This window comes from Streptomyces sp. NPDC052687 (assembly GCF_040678395.1).
In the GTDB taxonomy this organism is placed as follows: domain Bacteria; phylum Actinomycetota; class Actinomycetes; order Streptomycetales; family Streptomycetaceae; genus Streptomyces.
In genome coordinates, this window is sequence record NZ_JBFATR010000030.1 from 20,185 (window position 1) to 41,992 (window position 21,808).

General features: G+C 73.5%; 18 protein-coding genes. 13 read left to right on the forward strand and 5 right to left on the reverse strand.

Translation table 11 applies throughout. The annotated features are described in order from the left end of the window. Window positions 1-459: 459 nt before the first annotated feature. Window positions 460-876 (reverse strand): SsgA family sporulation/cell division regulator, encoded by a 417-nt coding sequence (locus AB0K92_RS22435; protein WP_365925474.1) that lies wholly within the window; start codon window positions 874-876, stop codon window positions 460-462. A 317-nt stretch (window positions 877-1,193) separates the two neighbouring features. On the opposite strand from AB0K92_RS22435, the gene AB0K92_RS22440 reads away from it, so the two are divergent. From AB0K92_RS22440 to AB0K92_RS22455, 4 genes are all read left to right on the forward strand, one after another. Beyond that, complete coding sequence (locus AB0K92_RS22440; protein ID WP_365925476.1) at window positions 1,194-2,339, forward strand: oxidoreductase; 1,146 nt, start codon at window positions 1,194-1,196, stop codon at window positions 2,337-2,339. A gap of 70 nt (window positions 2,340-2,409) precedes the next feature. After that, window positions 2,410-2,733, forward strand: a complete 324-nt coding sequence (locus AB0K92_RS22445; protein ID WP_365925477.1) for a plasmid stabilization protein — start codon at window positions 2,410-2,412, stop codon at window positions 2,731-2,733. Between the two features lie 51 nt (window positions 2,734-2,784). Beyond that, window positions 2,785-3,579, forward strand: coding sequence for an endonuclease V (locus AB0K92_RS22450; RefSeq protein ID WP_365925479.1), 795 nt, complete (start codon window positions 2,785-2,787; stop codon window positions 3,577-3,579). 61 nt (window positions 3,580-3,640) lie between these two features. Beyond that, the gene (locus tag AB0K92_RS22455; protein WP_365925481.1) at window positions 3,641-3,787 is read left to right on the forward strand and encodes a hypothetical protein; all 147 of its coding nucleotides are present in this window, start codon (window positions 3,641-3,643) and stop codon (window positions 3,785-3,787) included. Window positions 3,788-4,118: 331 nt separating this feature from the next. Here AB0K92_RS22455 and AB0K92_RS22460 read toward each other — a convergent pair whose 3' ends face one another. Then, window positions 4,119-5,309 (reverse strand): saccharopine dehydrogenase NADP-binding domain-containing protein, encoded by a 1,191-nt coding sequence (locus AB0K92_RS22460; RefSeq protein WP_365925483.1) that lies wholly within the window; start codon window positions 5,307-5,309, stop codon window positions 4,119-4,121. 102 nt (window positions 5,310-5,411) lie between these two features. Here AB0K92_RS22460 and AB0K92_RS22465 point away from each other — a divergent pair, with 102 nt between their 5' ends. The 4 genes from AB0K92_RS22465 (at window position 5,412) to AB0K92_RS22480 (ending at window position 10,642) form a co-directional block, all read left to right on the forward strand. Next, window positions 5,412-5,792 (forward strand): MmcQ/YjbR family DNA-binding protein, encoded by a 381-nt coding sequence (locus tag AB0K92_RS22465; protein WP_365925485.1) that lies wholly within the window; start codon window positions 5,412-5,414, stop codon window positions 5,790-5,792. A 181-nt stretch (window positions 5,793-5,973) separates the two neighbouring features. Continuing rightward, on the forward strand, window positions 5,974-7,218 hold the full coding sequence (locus AB0K92_RS22470; protein WP_365925487.1) for a CaiB/BaiF CoA-transferase family protein: 1,245 nt from the start codon (window positions 5,974-5,976) through the stop codon (window positions 7,216-7,218). After that, complete coding sequence (locus AB0K92_RS22475; protein ID WP_365925489.1) at window positions 7,215-8,429, forward strand: acetyl-CoA C-acetyltransferase; 1,215 nt, start codon at window positions 7,215-7,217, stop codon at window positions 8,427-8,429. Before AB0K92_RS22470 ends, AB0K92_RS22475 begins: the two co-directional genes overlap by 4 nt. 41 nt (window positions 8,430-8,470) lie before the next feature. Then, window positions 8,471-10,642, forward strand: coding sequence for a 3-hydroxyacyl-CoA dehydrogenase NAD-binding domain-containing protein (locus tag AB0K92_RS22480; protein ID WP_365925491.1), 2,172 nt, complete (start codon window positions 8,471-8,473; stop codon window positions 10,640-10,642). A 28-nt stretch (window positions 10,643-10,670) separates the two neighbouring features. Here the strand turns inward: AB0K92_RS22480 and AB0K92_RS22485 are convergent, their stop codons facing one another. Continuing rightward, window positions 10,671-11,375: a MerR family transcriptional regulator gene (locus AB0K92_RS22485; protein ID WP_365925493.1), complete on the reverse strand. Its 705-nt coding sequence runs from the start codon at window positions 11,373-11,375 to the stop codon at window positions 10,671-10,673. Between the two features lie 214 nt (window positions 11,376-11,589). Here AB0K92_RS22485 and AB0K92_RS22490 point away from each other — a divergent pair, with 214 nt between their 5' ends. Both AB0K92_RS22490 and AB0K92_RS22495 read left to right on the forward strand, forming a co-directional pair. Continuing rightward, window positions 11,590-13,056: an amino acid permease gene (locus tag AB0K92_RS22490; protein WP_365925495.1), complete on the forward strand. Its 1,467-nt coding sequence runs from the start codon at window positions 11,590-11,592 to the stop codon at window positions 13,054-13,056. A gap of 230 nt (window positions 13,057-13,286) precedes the next feature. Further along, complete coding sequence (locus tag AB0K92_RS22495) at window positions 13,287-14,216, forward strand: PfkB family carbohydrate kinase (protein ID WP_365925497.1); 930 nt, start codon at window positions 13,287-13,289, stop codon at window positions 14,214-14,216. Between the two features lie 3 nt (window positions 14,217-14,219). On the opposite strand, the gene AB0K92_RS22500 is transcribed toward AB0K92_RS22495, so the two are convergent. Continuing rightward, window positions 14,220-15,737: a M1 family metallopeptidase gene (locus AB0K92_RS22500; RefSeq protein WP_365925499.1), complete on the reverse strand. Its 1,518-nt coding sequence runs from the start codon at window positions 15,735-15,737 to the stop codon at window positions 14,220-14,222. A 222-nt stretch (window positions 15,738-15,959) separates the two neighbouring features. Between AB0K92_RS22500 and AB0K92_RS22505 the strand changes: the two genes are divergently transcribed. After that, window positions 15,960-18,017, forward strand: a complete 2,058-nt coding sequence (locus AB0K92_RS22505; protein WP_365925501.1) for a Xaa-Pro dipeptidyl-peptidase — start codon at window positions 15,960-15,962, stop codon at window positions 18,015-18,017. A 39-nt stretch (window positions 18,018-18,056) separates the two neighbouring features. Here the strand turns inward: AB0K92_RS22505 and AB0K92_RS22510 are convergent, their stop codons facing one another. Beyond that, window positions 18,057-19,019 carry an FAD-dependent oxidoreductase gene (locus AB0K92_RS22510; RefSeq protein WP_365925503.1) on the reverse strand — a complete coding sequence of 321 codons (963 nt, stop codon included), beginning with the start codon at window positions 19,017-19,019 and terminating at the stop codon, window positions 18,057-18,059. 67 nt (window positions 19,020-19,086) lie between these two features. Here AB0K92_RS22510 and AB0K92_RS22515 point away from each other — a divergent pair, with 67 nt between their 5' ends. Next, on the forward strand, window positions 19,087-20,118 hold the full coding sequence (locus AB0K92_RS22515; protein ID WP_365925505.1) for an oxidoreductase: 1,032 nt from the start codon (window positions 19,087-19,089) through the stop codon (window positions 20,116-20,118). A 48-nt stretch (window positions 20,119-20,166) separates the two neighbouring features. Further along, a complete protein-coding gene (locus AB0K92_RS22520) occupies window positions 20,167-21,807 on the forward strand; it encodes an ABC-F family ATP-binding cassette domain-containing protein (protein ID WP_365925507.1) in 1,641 nt (546 codons plus the stop codon). Window position 21,808: the final 1 nt, after the last annotated feature.

Below are 21,808 nucleotides of genomic sequence, written 5' to 3' on the forward strand. Positions count from 1 at the left end.
GATGCGGTCAGTGGCAACGCGTGTCGAGACACCGGGGAGCGGCGACCGTCGGAGGGGTCCGTGAGGGCGGGAGCATCCGGAAGGGGAACCGGGAAGGCCCTGTTCATGCCGTGAGGACGGCGGGGACGGCTCGACTGCCGAGGTCGCACGCGACGCACACACACCTGTGGTGTGTGACGCGGTGTCTCAGGACCTCAGAGGAGCAACGTCCTTCTCCAATCGACGGCAACAGAACGCTGTACACCGTACGAGCGGCCGTCGGAGGGTGTCAACGCATTAACCGGCCACCCGCGTGCGTCCCCCGCACCGCGGGGGAGCTGCCGGGCGCGGGGCGGCGAGGGGCGGCGAGGGGCGGGGGCGGGGAGGGAGGCGGAGGCGGCGAGGATGCGGCGTGGCTGGAGTGCGGGGCGAGTGCGGGGCGAGTGCGGCGCGGGTGCGGCGCGGGTGCCGGGGACCGCCTCAGCAGGCGTCCCGCATCAGCACCGCCAGATCGTGGTCCAGGTCGAGATACGCGTCCTCAAGGCCCTCCGGCACCAGGCGGCGGGTCGCCTCCAGGAAGCGGCGCACGTCGGCCGAGCGGACGTGCACCACGGCGGTGCCCTCCGGGGCGTGGAACTCCAGGACGGTCCGGTCGTAGCCGTACGGCCGCACCCGCACGTCCCCCTGGCCCTCGGGGCCCTCCTGGCCGGCCGCGAGCAGTTCGCGGGAGAAGGTCCAGCACACCTCCACGCCCTCCAGCGTGGCCTGGGCCGGGAAGGTCATCCGGACGGCGAACGGGTCGCGCCGGTCGTAGTGCAGCGTGGCCGGGATGTTCGGCATCCGCGGCGCGGCGGCGACGAGGCGGGCCTCGACGGGCTGCTCGATAACGGTGGTCAACGCCTTGCTCCCTTGTGACGGCCGGACGGACTTCCGGGATGAGGCCGGGCACAGGGAGAGACGTCGGAATCGGCGCGTCCGTGCATCTCCGTGCCGAGTGACCTCCGTCACCGTGTTCCATCCCGGCCGTGATTCAGTCATACGGATGTGCCGCGGGGGGTCCCAGCTGTCGCTCCCGTCCCAGGCCCTCTGGACGCCCCCGCGGGGGTCCGCTAGCTTCGCCCGCCATGAGGCGCTGGGGGAGCAGGCGACGCACGGCACGCGCGGTACGGGCCGGACGAGGGCCGGGGAGGGCGTACGGGGGACGGGTACCGGCGGTGATCGCCGCCGTCGCGGCACTGGCCGCCCTCACCGGAGCCGCCCCCGCGCGGGCACACGACACGGCCCCGGCGGCCACGCCCTGGTCCTCGTTCCCGTCCTCCTCCTGGTCCTGGTCCTGGTCCCTGAAGGACACCGGCACCCCCGACGTGCGCTTCCGCGGCCTCGCCGCCGTCGGGCGGGACGTCGCCTGGGTGTCCGGCACCGGCGGAACGGTCCTGCGGACCACCGACGGGGGAGCGAGCTGGCGGAACGTCTCGCCGCCCGGCGCCACGGACCTCCAGTTCCGGGACGTCGAGGCGTTCGACGCGCGGCGGGCGGTGGTGCTGGCCATCGGCGAGGGCGAGGCCTCCCGCGTGTACCGCACGGACGACGGGGGAGCGACCTGGACGGAGTCGTTCCGCAACACCGACCCGCGCGCCTTCTACGACTGCATGACCTTCTTCGACCGCCGCCACGGCCTGGCGATGAGCGACCCGGTGGACGGCAGGTTCCGCATCCTGTCCACGCGCGACGGCGGCCGCTCCTGGACGGTGCTGCCGGACGCGGGCATGCCGCCCGCCCTGGACCGCGAGGCCGGGTTCGCGGCGAGCGGGCAGTGCCTGGTCGCCTCCGGCCCGCGGGACGTGTGGCTGGCCACCGGCGGGGCGGCGCGCGCGCGGGTGCTGCACTCCGCGGACCGCGGGCTGACGTGGACGGCCACCGACACCCCGCTCCCGGCCGGCGACCCGGCCCGAGGCGTCTTCGCGCTCGCCTTCCGCGACCGCGACCGCGAACACGATGGCGACCGCGACCGCGACCGGGACCGGGACCGCCACCGCGGCCGCCTCCACGGCCTCGCGGTCGGCGGCGACTACCGCCCCGACCAGAGCGCGCCCCGCGCGGCGGCACACACCGCCGACGGCGGCCGTACCTGGCGCCCCGCCACCACGGCCCCGCCCGCCTACCGCTCCGGCGTCGCCTGGCTCCCGCACCACCGCGCCGCCGCCCTGGCCGTCGGCCCCACGGGCACCGACCTCACCACGGACGCCGGCCGCACCTGGCGCACGGTCGACACCGGGTCGTACGACACCGTGGACTGCGCACCGGACCGCGGTTGCTGGGCCGCCGGGGAGAAGGGCCGGGTGGCCCGGTTGGAGCACTGAGCGTGCGGGGCACGCCTGTTGTCGGCAGAGTGGGTACCCGTTCACTCATCGTGAAAGGAAGTGAGCGGACATGCCTCGTGGTTCGAGCCCCAAGCGGGAGCGTCAGTACGAGCACATCAAGAAGAGCGCCGAGGACCGGGGCGAGAGCACCGGCCGCGCCAAGGAGATCGCGGCGCGCACGGTGAACAAGGAACGCGCCCGTTCCGGCGAGTCCAAGACCGCCAGCCGCACCTCCACACAGGACATGTCCTCCGGCAAGCGGGGCGGCCAGCGCTCGGGCAAGGGCTCCCAGGGGCCCACCTACGAGCAGCTGTACCAGGAGGCCAAGAAGCGCAACATCCACGGCCGTTCGGACATGAACAAGGCCCAGCTGCAGCGCGCGCTCGGCAAGTGAGCCGTACCGCCGGCCCGCGCGGGAGGCCGGCCCCGTACGCTCGTCGCCACCATGACGATCGTACGCATTCCCGCGGGCTGGCCCGCGACCGAGGAAGAGGCCCGCGCCGTCCAGGACGACCTGCGGGCGCGGGTGGTGCTGGACGAGCCGGGGCCGCCGCCCGGCACCGGACACGTCACCGGGGTCGACGTCGCCTATGACGACGAGCGGGACGTCGTGGCGGCGGCGGCCGTGGTCCTGGACGCGGCGACCCTGGACGTCGTCGCCGAGGCCACGGCCGTCGGCCGCATCTCCTTCCCGTACGTGCCGGGCCTGCTGGCCTTCCGGGAGATCCCGACCGTGCTCGCCGCCCTGGACGCCCTCCCGTGCCCGCCCGGCCTGGTCGTCTGCGACGGCTACGGCCTCGCCCACCCGCGCCGCTTCGGCCTCGCCAGCCACCTCGGCGTGCTCACCGGCCTGCCGACGATCGGCGTCGCGAAGAACCCCTTCACCTTCGCCTACGACGAACCGGCCACCCCGCGCGGTGCGTCGACGCCCCTCCGCGCGGGCGACGAGGAGGTCGGCCGCGCCCTGCGCACCCGCGACGACGTCAAGCCGGTCTTCGTCTCCGTCGGCCACCGCGTGACCCTCGACAACGCCTGCGCCCACACCCTCGCGCTCACCCCGCGCTACCGCCTCCCCGAGACCACCCGCGAAGCCGACGCCCTGTGCCGCAGGGCGCTGCGCGAGGCGGCGGGGGCCGACGCCCGGGTCGCCGCACGAGCCGAGCGGGATCCCACGCGCTCCGGTCTGAACCGCCGCCCGTGCGGGGCCCCGGATACCCAGCCGCGCCCGGACGCTGAGTAAGTAGGTCGCCTGAGTACTCGTACGGATGTGCCCATGGCGAGATCGGGGGCACGCTTGCCGTATGACTTCGCACCGTGCTCCCAAGCCGCTCGCCGACCCCCACCGTCCCGTGGAGCGCGCCGTGACGGCCGCGCTCGCCCTCGCCACGCTCGCAGGCGTCGGGTGGATCGCCGGGATGATCTACACGGTCGCCCAGTGGCCGCGGTAGGGCGACGCGAGCGGGGACGGACGTGCGCCGGGGCGACCACGCGCGCCGGGGCGTCCACGCGCGCCAGGGCGGTCACCCGCGCCAGGGCGGTCACGTGCGCCCGATGAGGGGCTCACGCGACCGGCGGCCTACGCGTGTCCTTGAGCGGCGGTGCGTGACCTACTCGGCGCGCGCACTGCGAGCGGCGCCGCGACCGACGGCCCGTGCGTGCCCTTCGAACGGCGGGCGAGACCGACGGCAGTCGGGCAGGACCGATCGCCGGCGCCCTGCAACGTGAGCGGCGCGCGCCGGCGACGGACGCGCGCCCCCTTTCCGTGCCGGAGGCGCTGCTTCAGCGCCGTGCCGCCACCCGGAACGTGATGCCCGCCGCCCGCAGCCGCTCGGTCAGCGCGTCGCCCATCGCGACCGCCGTGGTGACCTGGCCGGAGGTCGGCGGCAGGTCGTCCGAGGCGAGGCACAGCGCCGCCTCGGCGAAGATCTTCGCCGTCTCGTCGTAGCCGGGGTCACCGCCCGCGACCTCGGTGAACACCCGCCGGCCGGCGCCCTCGCCGACGAAGCGCACCGAGAACCAGCTCCGCGCCCGCTTCTCGGCGCTCGGCCCGTCGCCCGGCTTGACCCGGTCGGACAGCCAGCGCCGCGCGGGCGGCACCTGAGCCGCCGCGAACAGCGCGCCGACGGCCGCCACCCCGCCGATCGCGACCGGCAGCCGTCGTACGGCGGCGTAGTGCCGGTAGCGGAAATCGGGGCCGTAGCGCTCCAGCGCCTTGGCCGAACGCCGCACGATCTGCGGATCGATCGTCGGCAGCGGCAGCGCCCAGGCGCCGACCTCCGGCGCGTACCGCGGACCGCCCGTCGGCGTGACCGCGCGGCGCCCCACCAGCCGCGGTTCGTGCCGGCGGCGGTCCCGCGCGGCGGCGATCATCTGCCGGCCGCGCGCGAACTGGTTCAGCGCGGAGGCGAACGTGCCGCCGGAGAAGGCCGCGTCCGCCCGCACGAACCCGTCCACGGTCAGCGGCACCCCCTCCGGCAGCTGCCGGACCGTGAAGTACACCCCCAGATCGTGCGGCACCGAGTCGAAGCCGCACGCGTGCACCAGCCGCGCGCCGGTCTCCCGCGCGCGTGCGTCGTGCCGGACGTACATCAGGTCCACGAACTCCGGCTCGCCGGTCAGGTCGAGATAGTCCGCGCCGGTGTCCGCGCAGGCCGCGACCAGTTCCTCGCCGTACGTCACGTACGGCCCGACCGTCGTGGCCATCACGCGCGCGTGCTCCGCGAGCCGGCGCAGCGAGGCGGGGTCGGCGACGTCCGCCACCAGGACGCCGATCTCCGCGCCCTCGGGCTGCCGTTCGCGCAGTCGTTCGCGCAGCCGCCGCAGCTTCTCCTCGCTGCGGCCCGCGACCGCCCAGCGCAGCCCCTCGGGCGCGTGCGCGGCCAGGTACTCCGCGGTGAGCGTCCCGACGAACCCGGTCGCCCCGAAGAGCACGATGTCGTACGGACGGTCCGCCCTTTTCAGCCTGCTCATGACACCTCTCGCTCACCATCGAGCCGCGCAGCCCGCGCCGCTGTCGGTGGCTGAGGCTAGCGTGAGGAGTGCGCAGCCCGAAGACGAGGCCGGAGGTGGACCATGGCGGTGGCCGCGAGCGCCCTGAGGAAGTGGGAGAAAGTGCGCGAGTTCGCCCTCGCCCTGCCGGGCGCCGCCGAGGAATTCCCGTGGGGCGAGTCCGTCGCCAAGGTCAACAACAAGGTGTTCGTCTTCCTCGGCGTGGACGACGGCAGCCATCCCCTGGGCGTCACCGTCAAGCTGACGGACGGCACCGCCCACGCGCACGCCCTGACCGCCCCGGGCGCCGAACCCGCCGGATACGGCCTCGGCAGGGCCGGCTGGGTCAGCGTCCCGCTGGAGCCCAAGGGGTCGCCCCCGGCGGAGCTGCTGTGCGACTGGGTCGAGGAGAGCTACCGCGCGGTCGCCCCCAAGCGCCTGATAGCGGACCTCGACGCACGCTGACCCCGGCCCGCGCCCGCCGGACCCCGCCTCGCCGAGCCACCCACGTGCGGCGCCGAACAGCACATGCCCACCCACCCGGCCGAAAATGGCTAAGCGCTTGCTTGTTCAGGTCTTGTGCGGGCTGGAACCCGTTCTTACCATCACCGGTGTTACATCAGTTGTGTCACAGCGAGGGGGCTGGATGACCACGGCCACGACGGCATCGCGCGGACCGCTCACCGGCGTCCGGGTGATCGAGCTGGCCGGCATCGGCCCCGGACCCTTCGCCGCCATGCTCCTCGCCGACCTCGGGGCCGACGTGGTCCGCGTGGACCGCCCCGGCGGCCCCGGACTCGGCATCGACCCGGCGTCCGACGTCACCAACCGCAACAAGCGCTCCGTGATCGTCGACCTGAAGGACCCCGGAGGCCCCGGCCTGGTCCTCGACCTCGCCGCCCGCGCCGACGTCCTCATCGAGGGCTACCGCCCGGGCGTCGCCGAACGGCTCGGCGTCGGCCCGGAGGCCTGCCACGCCCGCAACCCGCGCCTCGTCTACGGCCGGATGACCGGCTGGGGCCAGCACGGCCCGCTCGCCCACCGCGCGGGCCACGACATCGCGTACCTCGCGCTCACCGGCACCCTCGGCATGATCGGCGCCCCCGGCAAGCCGCCCGCCGTGCCCGCCAACCTGCTCGGCGACTACGCGGGCGGCTCCCTCTACCTCGTCGTCGGCGTCCTCGCCGCCCTCCACCACGCCCGCGCCACCGGCACCGGACAGGTGGTCGACGCGGCCATCGTCGACGGCGCCGCGCACCTCTCCGCGATGATCCACGGCATGCTCGCCGCCGGTGGCTGGCAGGACCGCCGCGGCGCCAACCTCCTCGACGGCGGCTGCCCCTTCTACGGCACCTACGAGACCGCCGACGGGCAGTACATGGCCGTCGGCGCGCTGGAACGGCGGTTCTACGACGAGTTCATGACCCTCCTCGGCATCCCGGAGCAGGCCCCCGCCCGCGACGACCCCGCCCGCTGGCCGCGGCTGCGGGAAGCCGTCGCCGCCCGCTTCAGATCCCGCACGCGGGACGAGTGGACGGCCGTCTTCGAGGGCTCCGACGCGTGCGTGGCGCCCGTGCTGTCCCTGCGCGAGGCCCCGCACCACCCGCACCTCGCCGCGCGGTCCACCTTCACCGGCCACGGCGGCATCACCCAGCCCGCGCCCGCCCCCCGCTTCTCCGCGACGCCCACCGCCGTCCGCACCGGCCCGGCCCGCCCCGGCGCCGATACCGCCTCCGTGGCCCGAGACTGGGAGGTACCCGGACTCCACCCGCCGCGGACCGGGCCCGCGCCCCGCACCCCCGAGTCGCCCCGCACTCCCGAGCCGCCCCCCGAGCCGCCCAGCACCCCCCAGCCGCCCCGAGCCCACCCTCACCGAAAGGCCTCCTCGTGAGCACCGAAGCGTACGTGTACGACGCGATCCGCACCCCGCGCGGACGCGGCAAGGCGAACGGCGCCCTGCACGGCACGAAGCCCATCGACCTCGTGGTCGGACTCATCCACGAGATCCGCGCCCGCTTCCCCGGCCTCGACCCGGCGGCCGTCGACGACATCGTCCTCGGCGTCGTCGGCCCGGTCGGCGACCAGGGCTCCGACATCGCGCGGATCGCCGCCGTCGCCGCGGGCCTGCCCGACACGGTCGCCGGCGTGCAGGAGAACCGCTTCTGTGCATCCGGCCTGGAAGCCGTCAACCTGGCGGCCGCCAAGGTGCGTTCCGGCTGGGAGGACCTGGTCCTGGCCGGCGGTGTCGAGTCGATGTCCCGGGTGCCGATGGCCTCCGACGGCGGCGCCTGGTTCAACGACCCGATGACCAACCTCGCGGTCAACTTCGTGCCGCAGGGCATCGGCGCCGACCTGATCGCCACCATCGAGGGCTTCTCCCGCCGCGACGTCGACGAGTACGCGGCCCTGTCGCAGGAGCGCGCGGCCACCGCGTGGAAGGAAGGCCGCTTCGAGCGGTCCGTCGTCCCCGTGAAGGACCGCAACGGACTCGTCGTCCTCGACCACGACGAGCACATGCGGCCCGGCACCACCGCCGACTCCCTCGCGAAGCTCAAGCCGTCCTTCGCGGACATCGGCGACCTGGGCGGCTTCGACGCCGTGGCGCTGCAGAAGTACCACTGGGTGGAGAAGATCGACCACGTCCACCACGCGGGCAACTCCTCCGGCATCGTCGACGGCGCCGCCCTCGTCGCCATCGGCTCCCAGGAGGTCGGCGAGCGCTACGGCCTCACCCCGCGCGCGCGGATCGTCTCCGCCGCCGTCTCCGGCTCCGAGCCGACCATCATGCTCACCGGACCCGCCCCCGCCACCCGCAAGGCGCTCGCCAAGGCCGGCCTGACCATCGACGACATCGACCTCGTCGAGATCAACGAGGCGTTCGCGGCGGTCGTGCTGCGCTTCGTGAAGGACATGGGCCTGTCCCTGGACAAGGTCAACGTCAACGGCGGCGCCATCGCCCTCGGCCACCCCCTCGGCGCCACCGGCGCGATGATCCTCGGCACCCTGGTGGACGAACTGGAGCGCCAGGACAAGCGGTACGGCCTGGCCACCCTCTGCGTCGGCGGCGGCATGGGCATCGCCACCGTCGTCGAGCGCCTGTGAACTCCCCGCGGACCCACCAGACTTCTACGGAGACCCCTGCCATGACCGAGAGCACCACGATCCGCTGGGAACAGGACGACACCGGTGTCGTCACCCTCGTCCTCGACGACCCGAACCAGTCCGCGAACACCATGAACCAGGCGTTCCGCGACTCCCTCGCCGCGATCACCGACCGCCTGGAGGCCGAGAAGGACTCCCTCCGCGGCGTCATCGTCACCTCCGCGAAGAAGACCTTTTTCGCCGGCGGCGACCTGCGCGATCTGATCCGCGTCACCCCGGAGACCGCCCAGGAGCTGTTCGACGGCGGCATGGCGATCAAGCGGAACCTGCGCCGCATCGAGACCCTGGGCAAGCCGGTCGTCGCCGCGATGAACGGCGCGGCCCTCGGCGGCGGCTTCGAGATCGCCCTCGCCTGCCACCACCGGATCGCCCTCGACGCCCCCGGCTCCAAGATCGGCTGTCCCGAGGTCACCCTCGGCCTGCTCCCCGGCGGCGGCGGAGTCGTCCGCACCGTCCGGCTGCTCGGCATCGCCGACGCCCTGCTGAAGGTGCTGCTCCAGGGCAACCAGTACAGCCCCCGGCGCGCCCTGGAGAACGGCCTGGTGCACGAGGTGGCCGAGACGCGGGAGGAGATGCTCGCCAAGGCCCGAGCCTTCATCGACGCCCACCCCGAGTCCCAGCAGCCCTGGGACAAGCCCGGCTACCGCATCCCCGGCGGCACCCCCGCCAACCCCAAGTTCGCCGCCAATCTCCCGGCCTTCCCGGCCAACCTGCGCAAGCAGACCGGCGGTGCCCCCTACCCGGCCCCGCGCAACATCCTCGCCGCGGCCGTCGAGGGTTCCCAGGTCGACTTCGAGACCGCCCAGGTCATCGAGGCCCGCTACTTCGTGGAACTGGCCGCCGGGCAGATCTCGAAAAACATGATCCAGGCGTTCTTCTTCGACCTCCAGGCCGTCAACTCCGGCGCCAACCGCCCGAAGGGCGTCGAACCGCGCCAGGTCCGCAAGGTCGCCGTGCTCGGCGCGGGCATGATGGGTGCCGGCATCGCCTACTCGTGCGCCCGCGCGGGCATCGACGTCGTCCTGAAGGACGTCTCCCTGGAGGCCGCCCTCAAGGGCAAGGGCTACTCCGAGAAGCTGTGCGCCAAGGCCGTCTCCCGCGGCCGTACCACCCGGGAGAAGGCGGACGCGCTGCTCGCGCGCATCACCCCCACCGCCGACGTGCAGGACCTGGCGGGCTGCGACGCGGTCATCGAGGCGGTCTTCGAGGACACGGCCCTCAAGCACAAGGTGTTCCAGGAGGTCGAGCAGATCGTCGCCCCGGACGCCCTGCTGTGCTCCAACACCTCCACCCTGCCCATCACCACCCTCGCCGAGGGCGTCGAACGCCAGGCCGACTTCATCGGGCTGCACTTCTTCTCGCCGGTCGACAAGATGCCGCTCGTCGAGATCATCAAGGGCGAGCGCACCGGCGAGGAGGCGCTGGCCCGCGCCTTCGACCTGGTCCGGCAGATCAACAAGACGCCGATCGTCGTCAACGACTCGCGCGGCTTCTTCACCTCCCGCGTGATCGGCCACTTCATCAACGAGGGCGTCGCGATGGTCGGCGAGGGCATCGAGCCCGCGTCCGTCGAGCAGGCCGCCGCCCAGGCGGGCTACCCGGCCAAGGTGCTGTCCCTGATGGACGAGCTGACCCTGACCCTGCCCCGCAAGATCCGCAACGAGACGAAGCGGGCCGTCGAGGAGGCGGGCGGCACCTGGACCCCGCACCCGGCGGAGGCCGTCATCGACCGCATGGTCGACGAGTTCGGCCGCACCGGCCGCAGCGGCGGCGCCGGCTTCTACGACTACGACGACAGCGGCAAGCGGACGGGCCTGTGGCCGGGCCTGCGCGAGCACTTCACCGAGCCCGGCCACACGATCCCCTTCGAGGACATGCGGGAACGCATGCTCTTCTCCGAGGCGCTGGACACCGTCCGGCTGCTGGAGGAGGGCGTCCTGACGTCCGTCGCCGACGCCAACATCGGCTCGATCTTCGGCATCGGCTTCCCCGGCTGGACGGGTGGCGTCCTGCAGTACATCAACGGCTACGAGGGAGGTCTGCCCGGTTTCGTGGCCCGCGCGCGGGAGCTGGCCGAGCGCTACGGCGAGCGGTTCACGCCCCCCGCGCTGCTGGTCGAGAAGGCGGAGAAGGGGGAGCGCTTCACCGACTAGCGCGGCGGTCCCAGGGGTGTCACGTGGCTCACCTCGCGCCCGGCCGGGTGAGCCACTCGCCCAGTTCCTCCCGCAGCGAGCGCTGGAAGGTCGTCAGCAGCGCCTGCACGACCAGCGGCTGCATGTGCGCCGACAGCGACCGCACGTCCCGCTCGTCACGCTCCGACACCTCCCCCCGCAGCAGCCGGGACAGCTCACGGGCCGCGGCGCGCGAGTGCTCGATGAGGACCGCGCGGGCCGCCAGGATGGCCTCCTGCGACATCGGTACGTCCAACAGCCGCACCCCGAGCCGCAGCAGGCCGAGGTCCACGCGGTAGCCGTCGCCGTCCGGCCGTACGACGTCCATGGCCACCAGGCGCTCCACCTCGTCGTCGCCCAGCGCCCGCCCGGCCCGCTTCTCCAGCTCCGCCCGGCTCACCGTCTCCACGGTGTCCGGCGCCCAGGAGGCCACCACCGCGCGGTGGATCGCCAGGTCCTGCGGGCTGAGGTCCGGCGGCAGCTGCTGGAGGTAGCGCTCGATCCCCGCGAGGGTCATGCCCTGGTGCTGCAACTCCTCGATGAGCGCCAGGCGGGCCAGGTGCTCACGGCCGTAGTGCCCCACCCGGCGCGGGCCGATGACCGGCGGGGGCAGCAGGCCCCGGGTGCTGTAGAAGCGCACCGTGCGCACCGTGACACCGGCCCGCGCGGCCAGCTCGTCGACGGTGAGGGGCGGCTCCTCGGCATGGCTTGTCATGTGCAGCAGTATCGCTGTCTCACCAGTGGTGTGAAACCTCCGGTGAACCTGTGAGAAGTAACGCTCTGTGATGTGAGTCACCGCGCGTCACGATGCCCTGTGGGAAGGTGCTGCCTTGGTCTGTGCCGCAACACCCAGGGTGGTGCGGGCCGAGTCACCGTACGGACACCCGGCGCGTACAGCGCGCCGGGCGCACCAGAGAGTGGAACCACCCGTGAGCAAGGACGCCGTGGAAACGGCACAGGTCGCCGCACACCCCGAGGCGACCCAGGCGCCCGCGGACGCGGGCGACGCCGGTTACAGCAAGGACCTCAAGGCCCGCCACGTCAACATGATCGCCATCGGCGGCGCGATCGGCACCGGACTCTTCCTCGGCGCCGGCGGCCGCCTCCACAACGCGGGCCCCGCGCTCGCGCTGGCCTATCTGGTCTGTGGCATCTTCGCCTTCTTCGTCGTCCGGGCCCTCGGCGAGCTGGTCCTGTACCGGCCGTCCTCGGGCTCGTTCGTGTCGTACGCGCGCGAGTTCCTCGGCGAGAAGGGCGCGTACGTCGCCGGCTGGATGTACTTCCTGAACTGGTCGACGACCGGTATCGCCGACATCACCGCGATCGCGCTCTACACGCACTACTGGAGCGCCTTCACCGACATCCCGCAGTGGGTGCTCGCCCTGATCGCGCTCGCCGTGGTCCTCGCGGTGAACCTGATCTCCGTGAAGATCTTCGGCGAGATGGAGTTCTGGTTCGCGATCATCAAGGTCGCGACGCTGGTCGCCTTCATGTTCGTCGGCATCTTCCTGCTGGCCACCCAGCACGAGGTCGGCGGCCAGACGCCCGGCCTGCACGTGATCACCGACAACGGCGGCGTCTTCCCGCACGGCCTGATGCCCGTCGTCCTCGTCATGCAGGGCGTGATCTTCGCCTACGCCGCGCTGGAGCTGGTCGGTGTCGCCGCGGGCGAGACCGCCGAGCCGGAGAAGATCGTCCCCCGCGCGGTCAACTCGATCATGTGGCGGGTCGGCCTCTTCTACGTCGGCTCGGTCGTCCTCCTGGCCCTGCTGCTCCCCGGCTCGGTCTACTCGGCCGGCGAGAGCCCCTTCGTCACCGTCCTGTCGAAGATCGGCGTCCCGGCCGCGGGCGACGTGATGAACCTGGTGGTCCTCACCGCCGCCATGTCCTCGCTGAACTCCGGCCTGTACTCCACCGGCCGCATCCTGCGCTCCATGGCCATGGCGGGCTCCGCGCCGAAGTTCACCGCCCGGATGAACCGCAGCCAGGTGCCCTACGGCGGCATCCTGCTGACCTGCGCGGTCTGCGTGCTCGGCGTCGCCCTGAACTTCGTCATGCCCCACCAGGCCTTCGAGATCGTGCTGAACGTCGCCTCGCTCGGCATCATCTCCACCTGGGTGATCATCATGATCTGTCACCTGATCTTCGTCCGCCGGGCCAAGGCGGGCCTGGTGCAGCGACCGTCCTTCCAGCTCCCCGGCAGCCCGGTCACCGAGATCGCCACGATCACCTTCCTGCTGGTCTGCCTCGGCATGATGGGCAACGACCCCGAGGTGGGCCGCTGGACCCTCCTCCTCGTCCCGTTCATCGCCCTCGCCCTGGTCGCCGGCTGGTTCGGCGTCCGCCGCCGCGTCTCCGAGACCGCGGACCAGGAGCTGGCCAAGCTCACGAAGTAGCCCCCGACCAGCGGCTCGGCGTCGCTGTCAGTGGCATCGCCTACGGTGGCGTCAGACCGGAGACCGATGATGTCCGGCCTGACGCCACCGTCGCGTTCCGCCCCTCCGCAGCGCCCCGCGGCGAGGGCCCGCGGCGAGGCACCGCGGCCTGCCGGGCGCAGCGGATAGGGTGCGCACGGACCGCAGGAACCGGGGCCGGTGACGGCGTACGACCATGGGGAGGGCCGCAGTTGAGCCGCGACACCGACGTACTCGTGCTGGGCGGGGCGGGCGTGGACACCATCGTCCACGTACCGCAGCTGCCGCTGCCGTACGCCGACAGCTATCTCATCCACGACGGCATCCGCACCCGCGCGGGTCAGACCGGCGACTTCATGTCCCTCGGCCTGACCGCCCTGGGCCTGCGCACCCACCACCTGGACTTCCTCGGCGACGACCCCGAGGGCGACCTGGTGAGGGCCCTGCACCGGGACCACGGCATCGCGCTCACCGCGATCCCGCAGCCCGCCGGCACCAAGCGGGCCGTCAACCTGGTCGGCCCCGACGGCCGCCGGCTCTCCCTGTACGACAGCAGCCGCGCCCGGCCCGACGACCGCCTCCCCGAGGCCACGGTCCGGGACCTGGCCGCACGCAGCCGCCACGTCCACGTCTCCATCACCCAGCCGTGCGCCCACGCCCTGCCCGTGCTGCGCGAGACCGGCGTGACGATCTCCACCGACCTGCACGACTGGGACGGCGAGAACCCGTACCACGAGCCGTTCGCCCTCGCCGCGGACATCGTCTTCGTCTCCGCCGCCCGCCTCACCGACGTCGAGGGCACCCTGCGCCGGGTCGCGGAGCGGGGCCGCGCCCGCGCGGTCGTCGCCACGGCCGGCGCCGAGGGCGCCCACCTGCTCGCCGACGGCGAGCTGAGCCACGTACCGCCGGTGACGCCGCCCGCGCCGGTGGTGGACTCCAACGGCGCGGGCGACGCCTTCGCCGCCGCCTTCCTCTTCGGCTTCCTGAACGGCGAACCGCCCCGGCGCTGCGCCCGCTACGGCGCGATCGCGGGCGCCCACGCGTGCACGGTGCCGTCGACGCGGGTCGACGCCATCGCCCGGGAGGACCTGCTGCGGCGAGCGGCCGGACCGGACCCGTCGGTGACGGTCGCCGGCCCGTAGCCCTCAGTCCTCGTGTCCGTGCCCCCGCCCGTTCTCGTGCGCACCGTTCGTCGCCGCGATCTTCTTCCACGACTTCGGCTGCGCGGGGGCCTTCACGGACCTGGCGATCGACGCCTCCCGCGCCGTCGAGGCGGCCGGCTTCGACGGCTGGTACAGCCAGGTGTCGAACAGCGCGGCCAGCGGCTTGCCGGACACCTCCTCCGCGTACCGCCGGAAGTCGGCGACGGTCGCGTTGCCGTGCGCGTGCCGCTGCGGCCAGCCCTTCAGGAGCGTGAAGAAGTCCTCGTCGCCGATCTCGTTGCGCAGCGCCTGCAACGCCAGCGCGCCGCGGTCGTAGACGGCGACGTGGAACTGGTTCTCGGGGCCCGGGTCGCCGGGCTCGACCGTCCAGAAGGGGTCGTCGGCCGGCCGTGAGGCGTACACGTAGTCGGCGATCTCCTGCGCCGTCCCCTCGCCCTCGTGCTCGGACCACAGCCACTGCGCGTACCGCGCGAAGCCCTCGTTGATCCAGATGTCCTTCCACTGCCGCACGGACACCAGGTCGCCGTACCACTGGTGGGCCAGTTCGTGCACGACCAGCGACGTGTTGGTGCCGTTCGCGAACTGCCGCGGGCTGTAGAACGGCCGGGTCTGGGTCTCCAGCGCGTACCCGGTGTCCGTGTTCGGCACATAGCCGCCGAGCGCGTTGTACGGGTACGGGCCGAAGTACCCGGTCAGCCAGTCGGCGATCTCCCCGGTCCGCTCGATGCTGGCCCGCGCGGCCCCGTAGTGGTCGCCGAGGTCCTTGCTGTAGGCGTTGACGACCGGGATGCCGCTCTCCGTCTTCCCGGTGGTGAGGTCGAACCGGCCGACGGCGAGCGTGGCGAGATACGTCGCCTGCGGCTTGTTGGAGCGCCAGTTCCAGCGGGTCCAGCCGAGGCGGGAACTCGTCGACTGGAGCGTGCCGTTGGAGATGGCCTGGGTGCCGTCCGGGACCAGCACCGACACGTCGTAGGTGGCCTTGTCCAGCGGGTGGTCGTTGCTCGGGAACCACCACCAGGCCGCCTCGGGCTCGTTCGCCGCGACCCCGCCGTCCGGAGTGCGGTGCCAGCTGGTGAAGCCGTACGCCTCCTTCTGCGACGGCACTCCGCTGTAGCGGACCACGACGGTGACGGCCGTGCCCTTGTCGAGCGGGGTCTTCGGCGTGATCTCCAGCTCGTGCTCGCCGGTCGCCCGGAACTTCGCGAGGGCCCCGTTGACGCGCACCTCGCTCACGTCGAGCAGGAAGTCGAGGTTGAACGTCGACAGGTCCTGGGTGGTGCGGGCGAGGAGGGTCGCCGTGCCCTCCAGCCGGTCGGTGGCGGGCTGGTACTTCAGCCGGAGGTCGTAGTGGGAGACGTCGTAGCCGCCGTTGCCGTACGCCGGGTAGTAGGGGTCGCCGATGCCCGGCGCGCCGGGGGCGTGACTCGCGGCCGATGCCGGGATCGCCAGCAGGAGGGAGGCCGCGGCCAGCGCGCCCGGAGCGGTGATTCTGCGGTGCACGTCAGCTCCAAATCCTAGGTGGGCAGGCCCTGTTCGGGTGTGTTCGAAGCCTAAGCAGACCCCGCACCTGTGAGCATGTCCATGGCCACCCCTGTCACAGGATCGCCATCCGGCCGTCACGATCATGCCCGCCGCGGCGGTCGTTTCCGGCCACGTCCGTCCCGTACGACACGCCACGCGCCCTCTTCTGCGCGGGAGTTGATGCCCTGTAGCGTCCGCGGCATGCCGATACGCACGCGCTTCACGATCTGGAGACCGTTCGCGACGGCGGCCACCGCCGCCCTGATGGCCGGCTTCCTCACCCCCGCCACGGCCCAGGCCGCACCCCGCACCGACCACACCGCACCCGGCACGACGGCCCCGGCCACTCCCGCGGCGGCCCCGGCCACTCCCGCGGCGGCCCCGGCCGCTCCCGCGGCGGCCCCGGCCGCTCCCGCCGGATCCCGCACCAGCCGGCCCGTCTACTCCTACGACAACGCCATCCGCGAGGCCGTCTGGGTCGACACCCGCCTCGACGGCGACGGCGACGGCCGCACCGACCGCGTCGCCGTGGACATCGTCCGCCCGCGCGAGGCCGCACAGCAGGGCCGCAAGGTCCCCGTCATCATGGACGCCAGCCCGTACTACGCCTGCTGCGGACGCGGCAACGAGAGCCAGAAGAAGACGTACGACGCGGCCGGGAACGTCGTCCAGATGCCGCTGTTCTACGACAACTACTTCGTTCCGCGCGGCTACGCCGTCGTCGGGGTCGACCTGGCCGGAACCAACCGCTCCGACGGCTGTGTGGACGTCGGCGGCCGCTCCGACATCCAGTCCGCGAAGGCCGTCGTCGACTGGCTGAACGGCCGTGCCAAGGCGTACACCACCCGCACCGGCACCACCCGCGCCAAGGCGGCCTGGAGCACCGGCCGGACCGGGATGATCGGCAAGAGCTACGACGGCACCGTCGCCAACGGCGTCGCCGCCACCGGCGTGGAGGGCCTGGATACCATCGTCCCGATCGGCGCGATCTCCTCCTGGTACGACTACTACTTCGCCAAGGGCGCCCCGCTGTTCGACTCCGGCCCCGACGGGCTGGCGTACCGCGTCGAGAGCCCCGAGGCCCGTGCCCGCTGCGCCGCCGTACAGCAGCGCCTCGTCGACGGCGCGCCGCGCACCGGCGACTGGACCCCGCTGTGGACCGAGCGGGACTACGTGCGCCACGCCGACCGGGTCCGCGCCAGCGTCTTCGTCGTCCACGGCACGCAGGACCTCAACGTCCGCGCCAAACACTTCGGGCAGTGGTGGGACGCGCTCGCGAAGAACGGCGTCGAGCGCAAGATCTGGCTCTCCCAGGTCGGCCACGTCGACCCGTTCGACTTCCGCCGCGCGGCCTGGGTCGACACCCTGCACCGCTGGTTCGACCACGAACTCCTCGGCTACGACAACGGCATCGACGACGAGCCCATGGCCGACATCGAACGCGCGCCCGACGAGTGGGTCACCTCGTCCGTGTGGCCGCCGCGGGGCACCCGGGCCGCCACGCTCCGGCCCGCCGAAGGCGACCTCGACGGCGTCGGCACCCTCGGTCTGCGCCCCGGCACCGGCACCGAGACCTTCACCGACGACCCGCGGCACGACGAGACCGACTGGGCCGCCCGCATCGACCAGGCCACGCCCGACAAGGCGGGCTTCAGCACCGGCCCGCTCACCCGCGACCTGCGGCTGTCCGGCTCCTCGAAGGTGACCGTCACCGCCACGCCCACCACCTCCAGCGCCCACCTCAGCGCCGTCCTGGTGGACCTCGGCCCCGACACCATCCGCGACTACGCCGACGCCGGCGAGGGCATCACCACCCTCGCCGACCGCACCTGCTGGGGCGCGAGCACCGCCGGCGACAGCGCCTGCTTCAAGGAGACCGCGGCGAAAACCGCCGACGTCGACTACACGATCGTCAGCCGCGGCTGGGCCGACCTCGGCAACCACGCCTCCGCCACCGGCGCCCCGCTCACCCCGGGCAAGCCGTACACGATCACCCTCGACCTGGCCGCCACCGACCACGTCGTACCCAAGGGGCACCGGCTCGCGCTGATCGTCGCCGGGACCGACAAGGACCTGATCGAGCCCCCGTTGAGCACCCCGACGCTCACGCTCGACCTGTCCCGCACCTTCGCGCGCGTCCCGCTCGTCGGCGGCGCGGCTGCCTTCGCCCGCGCCACGGCCGGCATGGCGACCGCCGTGCCCGAGGCCGCCCCGCTGGACGGCGTACGCGAACCCCGCCCCGCCCACCCGGTGCCGTGACCCTGCCCGAGCCGTAGCCCCGCCCCGCGCGAAGGCCCGCTAAGCGGAGGAGGCGCCGAGGACCAGCCCCGCCGCCTCCTCCGCACAACCCCAGGCCACGGTGACGCCCGCGCCGCCGTGGCCGTAGTTGTGCACCAGCGGCCGCCCGTCCGGCAGCGTCTCCCGGTCCAGCCGCACCGCGTCCCGCGCGGGCCGCAGCCCCACCCGGTGCTCCAGCACCCGCGCGCCGGCGATCTCCGGGCGCAGCGCCGCGCACCGCCGCACGATCGCCGCCGCCACCGCCGGATCCGGCTCGGCCGCCCACACGTCCTCCTCGGCCGTGCCGCCGAGCACCAGCCGGCCCGGCTGCGGGAAGACGTACGCCATCTCCCCGTCGGCGCCGGTGGAGACCGTCCAGGTGCGGACGCCGGGGTTCTCCGTCACGACCAGCTGCCCGCGCACGGGCCGCACCCCCGGATCCGGCACCAGCGTCCGGGCGCCCAGCCCCGTGCAGTTGACCACCACCGGCGCGCCGGGCTCGGTCAGCGCCGACACCGCGCGCTCCTCGACCACCCCGCCCGCCGCCCGCAACCGCTCCCGCAGCCACGGCAGATGAACCGCCATGTCGACGAGCGGCAGCCGCGCCCACAGCCCGCTCCCCGGGTACTCGTCCGCCGTCGCGGCCCGCAGCCCGGGCAGCCGCGCCGCGGCCCAGCCGCTCACGTCGTCCAGATCCGTCTCGCCCAGTACCCCTTCGACCATGCGTACGCCGGTCACCTCCGGCCGCGCGGCCAGCTCCTCGTACACGGCCAGCGAACGCAGCGCCCACGCCCGTGCCGCCGCGGCCGGCCGGATCCGGTACGGCCACCACAGGGCGCCCGCGACCGCCGAGGTGGTCCGCTCCACCGGCTCGCGCGACCACAATCGGACCCGCCGCCCGCGTTCGGCCAGCACCACGGCGGTCGTCAGCCCGATGACCCCGCCACCCACCACGACCACGTCGTCCCGCACGTCACCGTCCACGCGGGGGACGGTAGCGGAATGTGTCATGCCGCGCTCAGGACGGTGCCGGACTGGGGATACTCACAGCATGTCTGCCGCGTATGCGACCTTTGGCCTGGCACCGGCGATGCGCGCCGGAGGCGTCCTCGCGGACGGCGCCTACCAGGTGCACCGGGACTTCGTCGACTTCATCGTCGACGGACGCCCCCTGCTCTTCCGGCTCTCCGACCTGGACGCCGTCTCCCCGCTCGCCGCCGACGTGCCGCCCGCCATCTTCACCGCCCAGGTGCGCGCCCTGCTGCTGGAGGCCGACGCGCCGCTGCCCGGCGGACGGTACGTCGTCTACGGCTGCCCCGAGTGCGCCGACCTGGGCTGCGGCGCCGTCACCGCCGTCATCGAACGCGACGGCGACGACTACGTCTGGCGGGAGTTCGCCTGGCAGACCGAGGAGCGGGCCGACCTCGAACTCAACGGCTACCACGGGATAGGGCCGTTCCGGTTCCGCGGCGAGGAGTACCGCGCGGCCCTGCGTTCCCTGCTCGACTCCGCCGGCCCCCACCCCGGTGCCGCCCGCCGCCGGGTGCTGCTCATCGGCGCCCGCGTCGCCGTGCTCGCCAAGCTCGCCGCGGCCCTGCGCACCATCGGCATCGGCGCCGACATCGCCCACGACACCGACCACGTGCCCCCGGAGGAACTGCGCGCCTACGGCGCCGTCGCCTTCGGCCGCGCGGTGGGCCCGCGGGAGCGCGCCGCCGTCCGCGCTGCCTTCGAACGCGCCGGGGTCGACGTGGCCTACGTCGACGGCCTCGCCCCGATCGTCCCGCTGCTCGTCGCCCAGATAGAACACGCCCTCGACCGCAGCCCCGTGGAGCGGCGCCGCCTGACCCGGCTGGTCGCCGCCGACGGCGAGGCGGGCGTCGAGGTCGCCTCCCCCTGCCGGGTCGTCCTCACCGCGTACCGCCTCGACCGCCTCTACCGCACCCACACCCGCGAACTCTTCGACGGCGTCCTCGAACCGGGCCGCCACCGCATCCCGCTGGACGCCAGGGCCGTCCGGGGCGAGGCGTACGTCGTCGCGCGGACGGCGGAAAGCGTGCTGGTGGAGGCGATGGCCCGGTGAGGAACAGGTGCCCGGCGGGGGAGGGCGGCCGTTAGGATCGGCGGTCTGATGACTGCCACCCTCGTCGCCAAGAACCTCGCCGCCGGCCACGGCGACCGCTCGCTGTTCACCGGCCTCGACCTCGTCGTGGCCCCCGGCGACGTGATCGGCCTGGTCGGCGCCAACGGCGCCGGGAAGTCCACCCTGCTGCGCCTGCTCGCCGGCCTCGACACCCCCGAGCAGGGCGAGCTGCGGCTCTCCCCGCCGACCGCGACCGTCGGCCATCTGCCGCAGGAGCCGGAGCGGCGGCCGGGGGAGAGCGTGCGGGAGTTCCTGGCCCGCCGCACCGGCGTGGCCGCCGCCCAGCGGGCCATGGACGAGGCCACCGAGGGCCTGGTCGAGGGACGGCCGGGCGCGGACGACGCGTACGCGGCGAGCCTGGAGCGCTGGCTCGGCCTCGGCGGCGCCGACATCGACGAACGCGCCGAGGAGGTCGCCGACACCCTCGGCCTCGCGGTCGGCCTAGACCAGCCGATGACCTCCCTGTCCGGCGGGCAGGCCGCCCGCGCGGGCCTCGCCTCCCTGCTGCTGTCCCGCTACGACGTCTTCCTCCTCGACGAGCCCACCAACGACCTCGACCTCGACGGCCTGGAACGCCTCGAACGCTTCGTCGGCGGCCTGCGCGCCGGCACCGTCGTCGTCAGCCACGACCGCGAGTTCCTCACCCGCACCGTCACCAAGGTCCTCGAACTGGACCTCGCCCAGCGGCAGATCAACCTCTACGGCGGCGGCTACGAGGCCTACCTGGAGGAACGCGAGACGGCCCGCCGGCACGCCCGCGAGGACTACGAGGAGTACGCCGACAAGAGGGCCGCCCTCCAGGACCGCGCCCAGACGCAGCGCGCCTGGATGGACAAGGGCGTGAAGAACGCCCGGCGCAAGGCGGGCAGCGACAACGACAAGATCGGCCGCAAGTTCCGCAGCGAGGCCAGCGAGAAGCAGGCCGCGAAGGCCCGCCAGACCCAGCGCATGATCGAACGGCTGGAGACGGTCGAGGAGCCCCGCAAGGAGTGGGAACTGCGCATGGAGATCGCCGCCGCCCCGCGCTCCGGCGCGGTCGTCGCCTCCCTGCGCGACGCGGAGGTGCGGCGCGACGGCTTCACGCTCGGCCCCGTCACCCTCCAGATCGACTGGGCCGACCGGGTCGCCGTGACCGGCGCCAACGGCGCGGGCAAGTCCACCCTGCTCGCCGCGCTCCTCGGCCGCGTCCCGCTCGACGCCGGACACGCGGCCCTCGGCTCCGGCGTCCTCGTCGGCGAGGTCGACCAGGCCCGCAAGCTGTTCCACGGCCCGGAGGCCCTGCTGGACGCGTTCCGCGCGGCCGTCCCCGACACCGAGCCGGTCGAGGTCCGCACCCTGCTCGCCAAGTTCGGCCTGAAGTCGGAGCACGTGCTGCGCCCCGCCGCCACCCTCTCCCCGGGCGAGCGCACCCGCGCCGCGCTCGCCCTCCTCCAGGGCCGCGGCGTCAACCTCCTCGTCCTCGACGAGCCGACCAACCACCTCGACCTGCCCGCCATCGAACAGCTGGAATCCGCCCTCGACGCCTACCCGGGCACGCTCCTGCTGGTCACCCACGACCGCCGCATGCTGGACGCGGTCCGGGTGACCCGCCGCCTGGAGGTCGCGGCCGGCAAGGTCACCGAACGCTGAG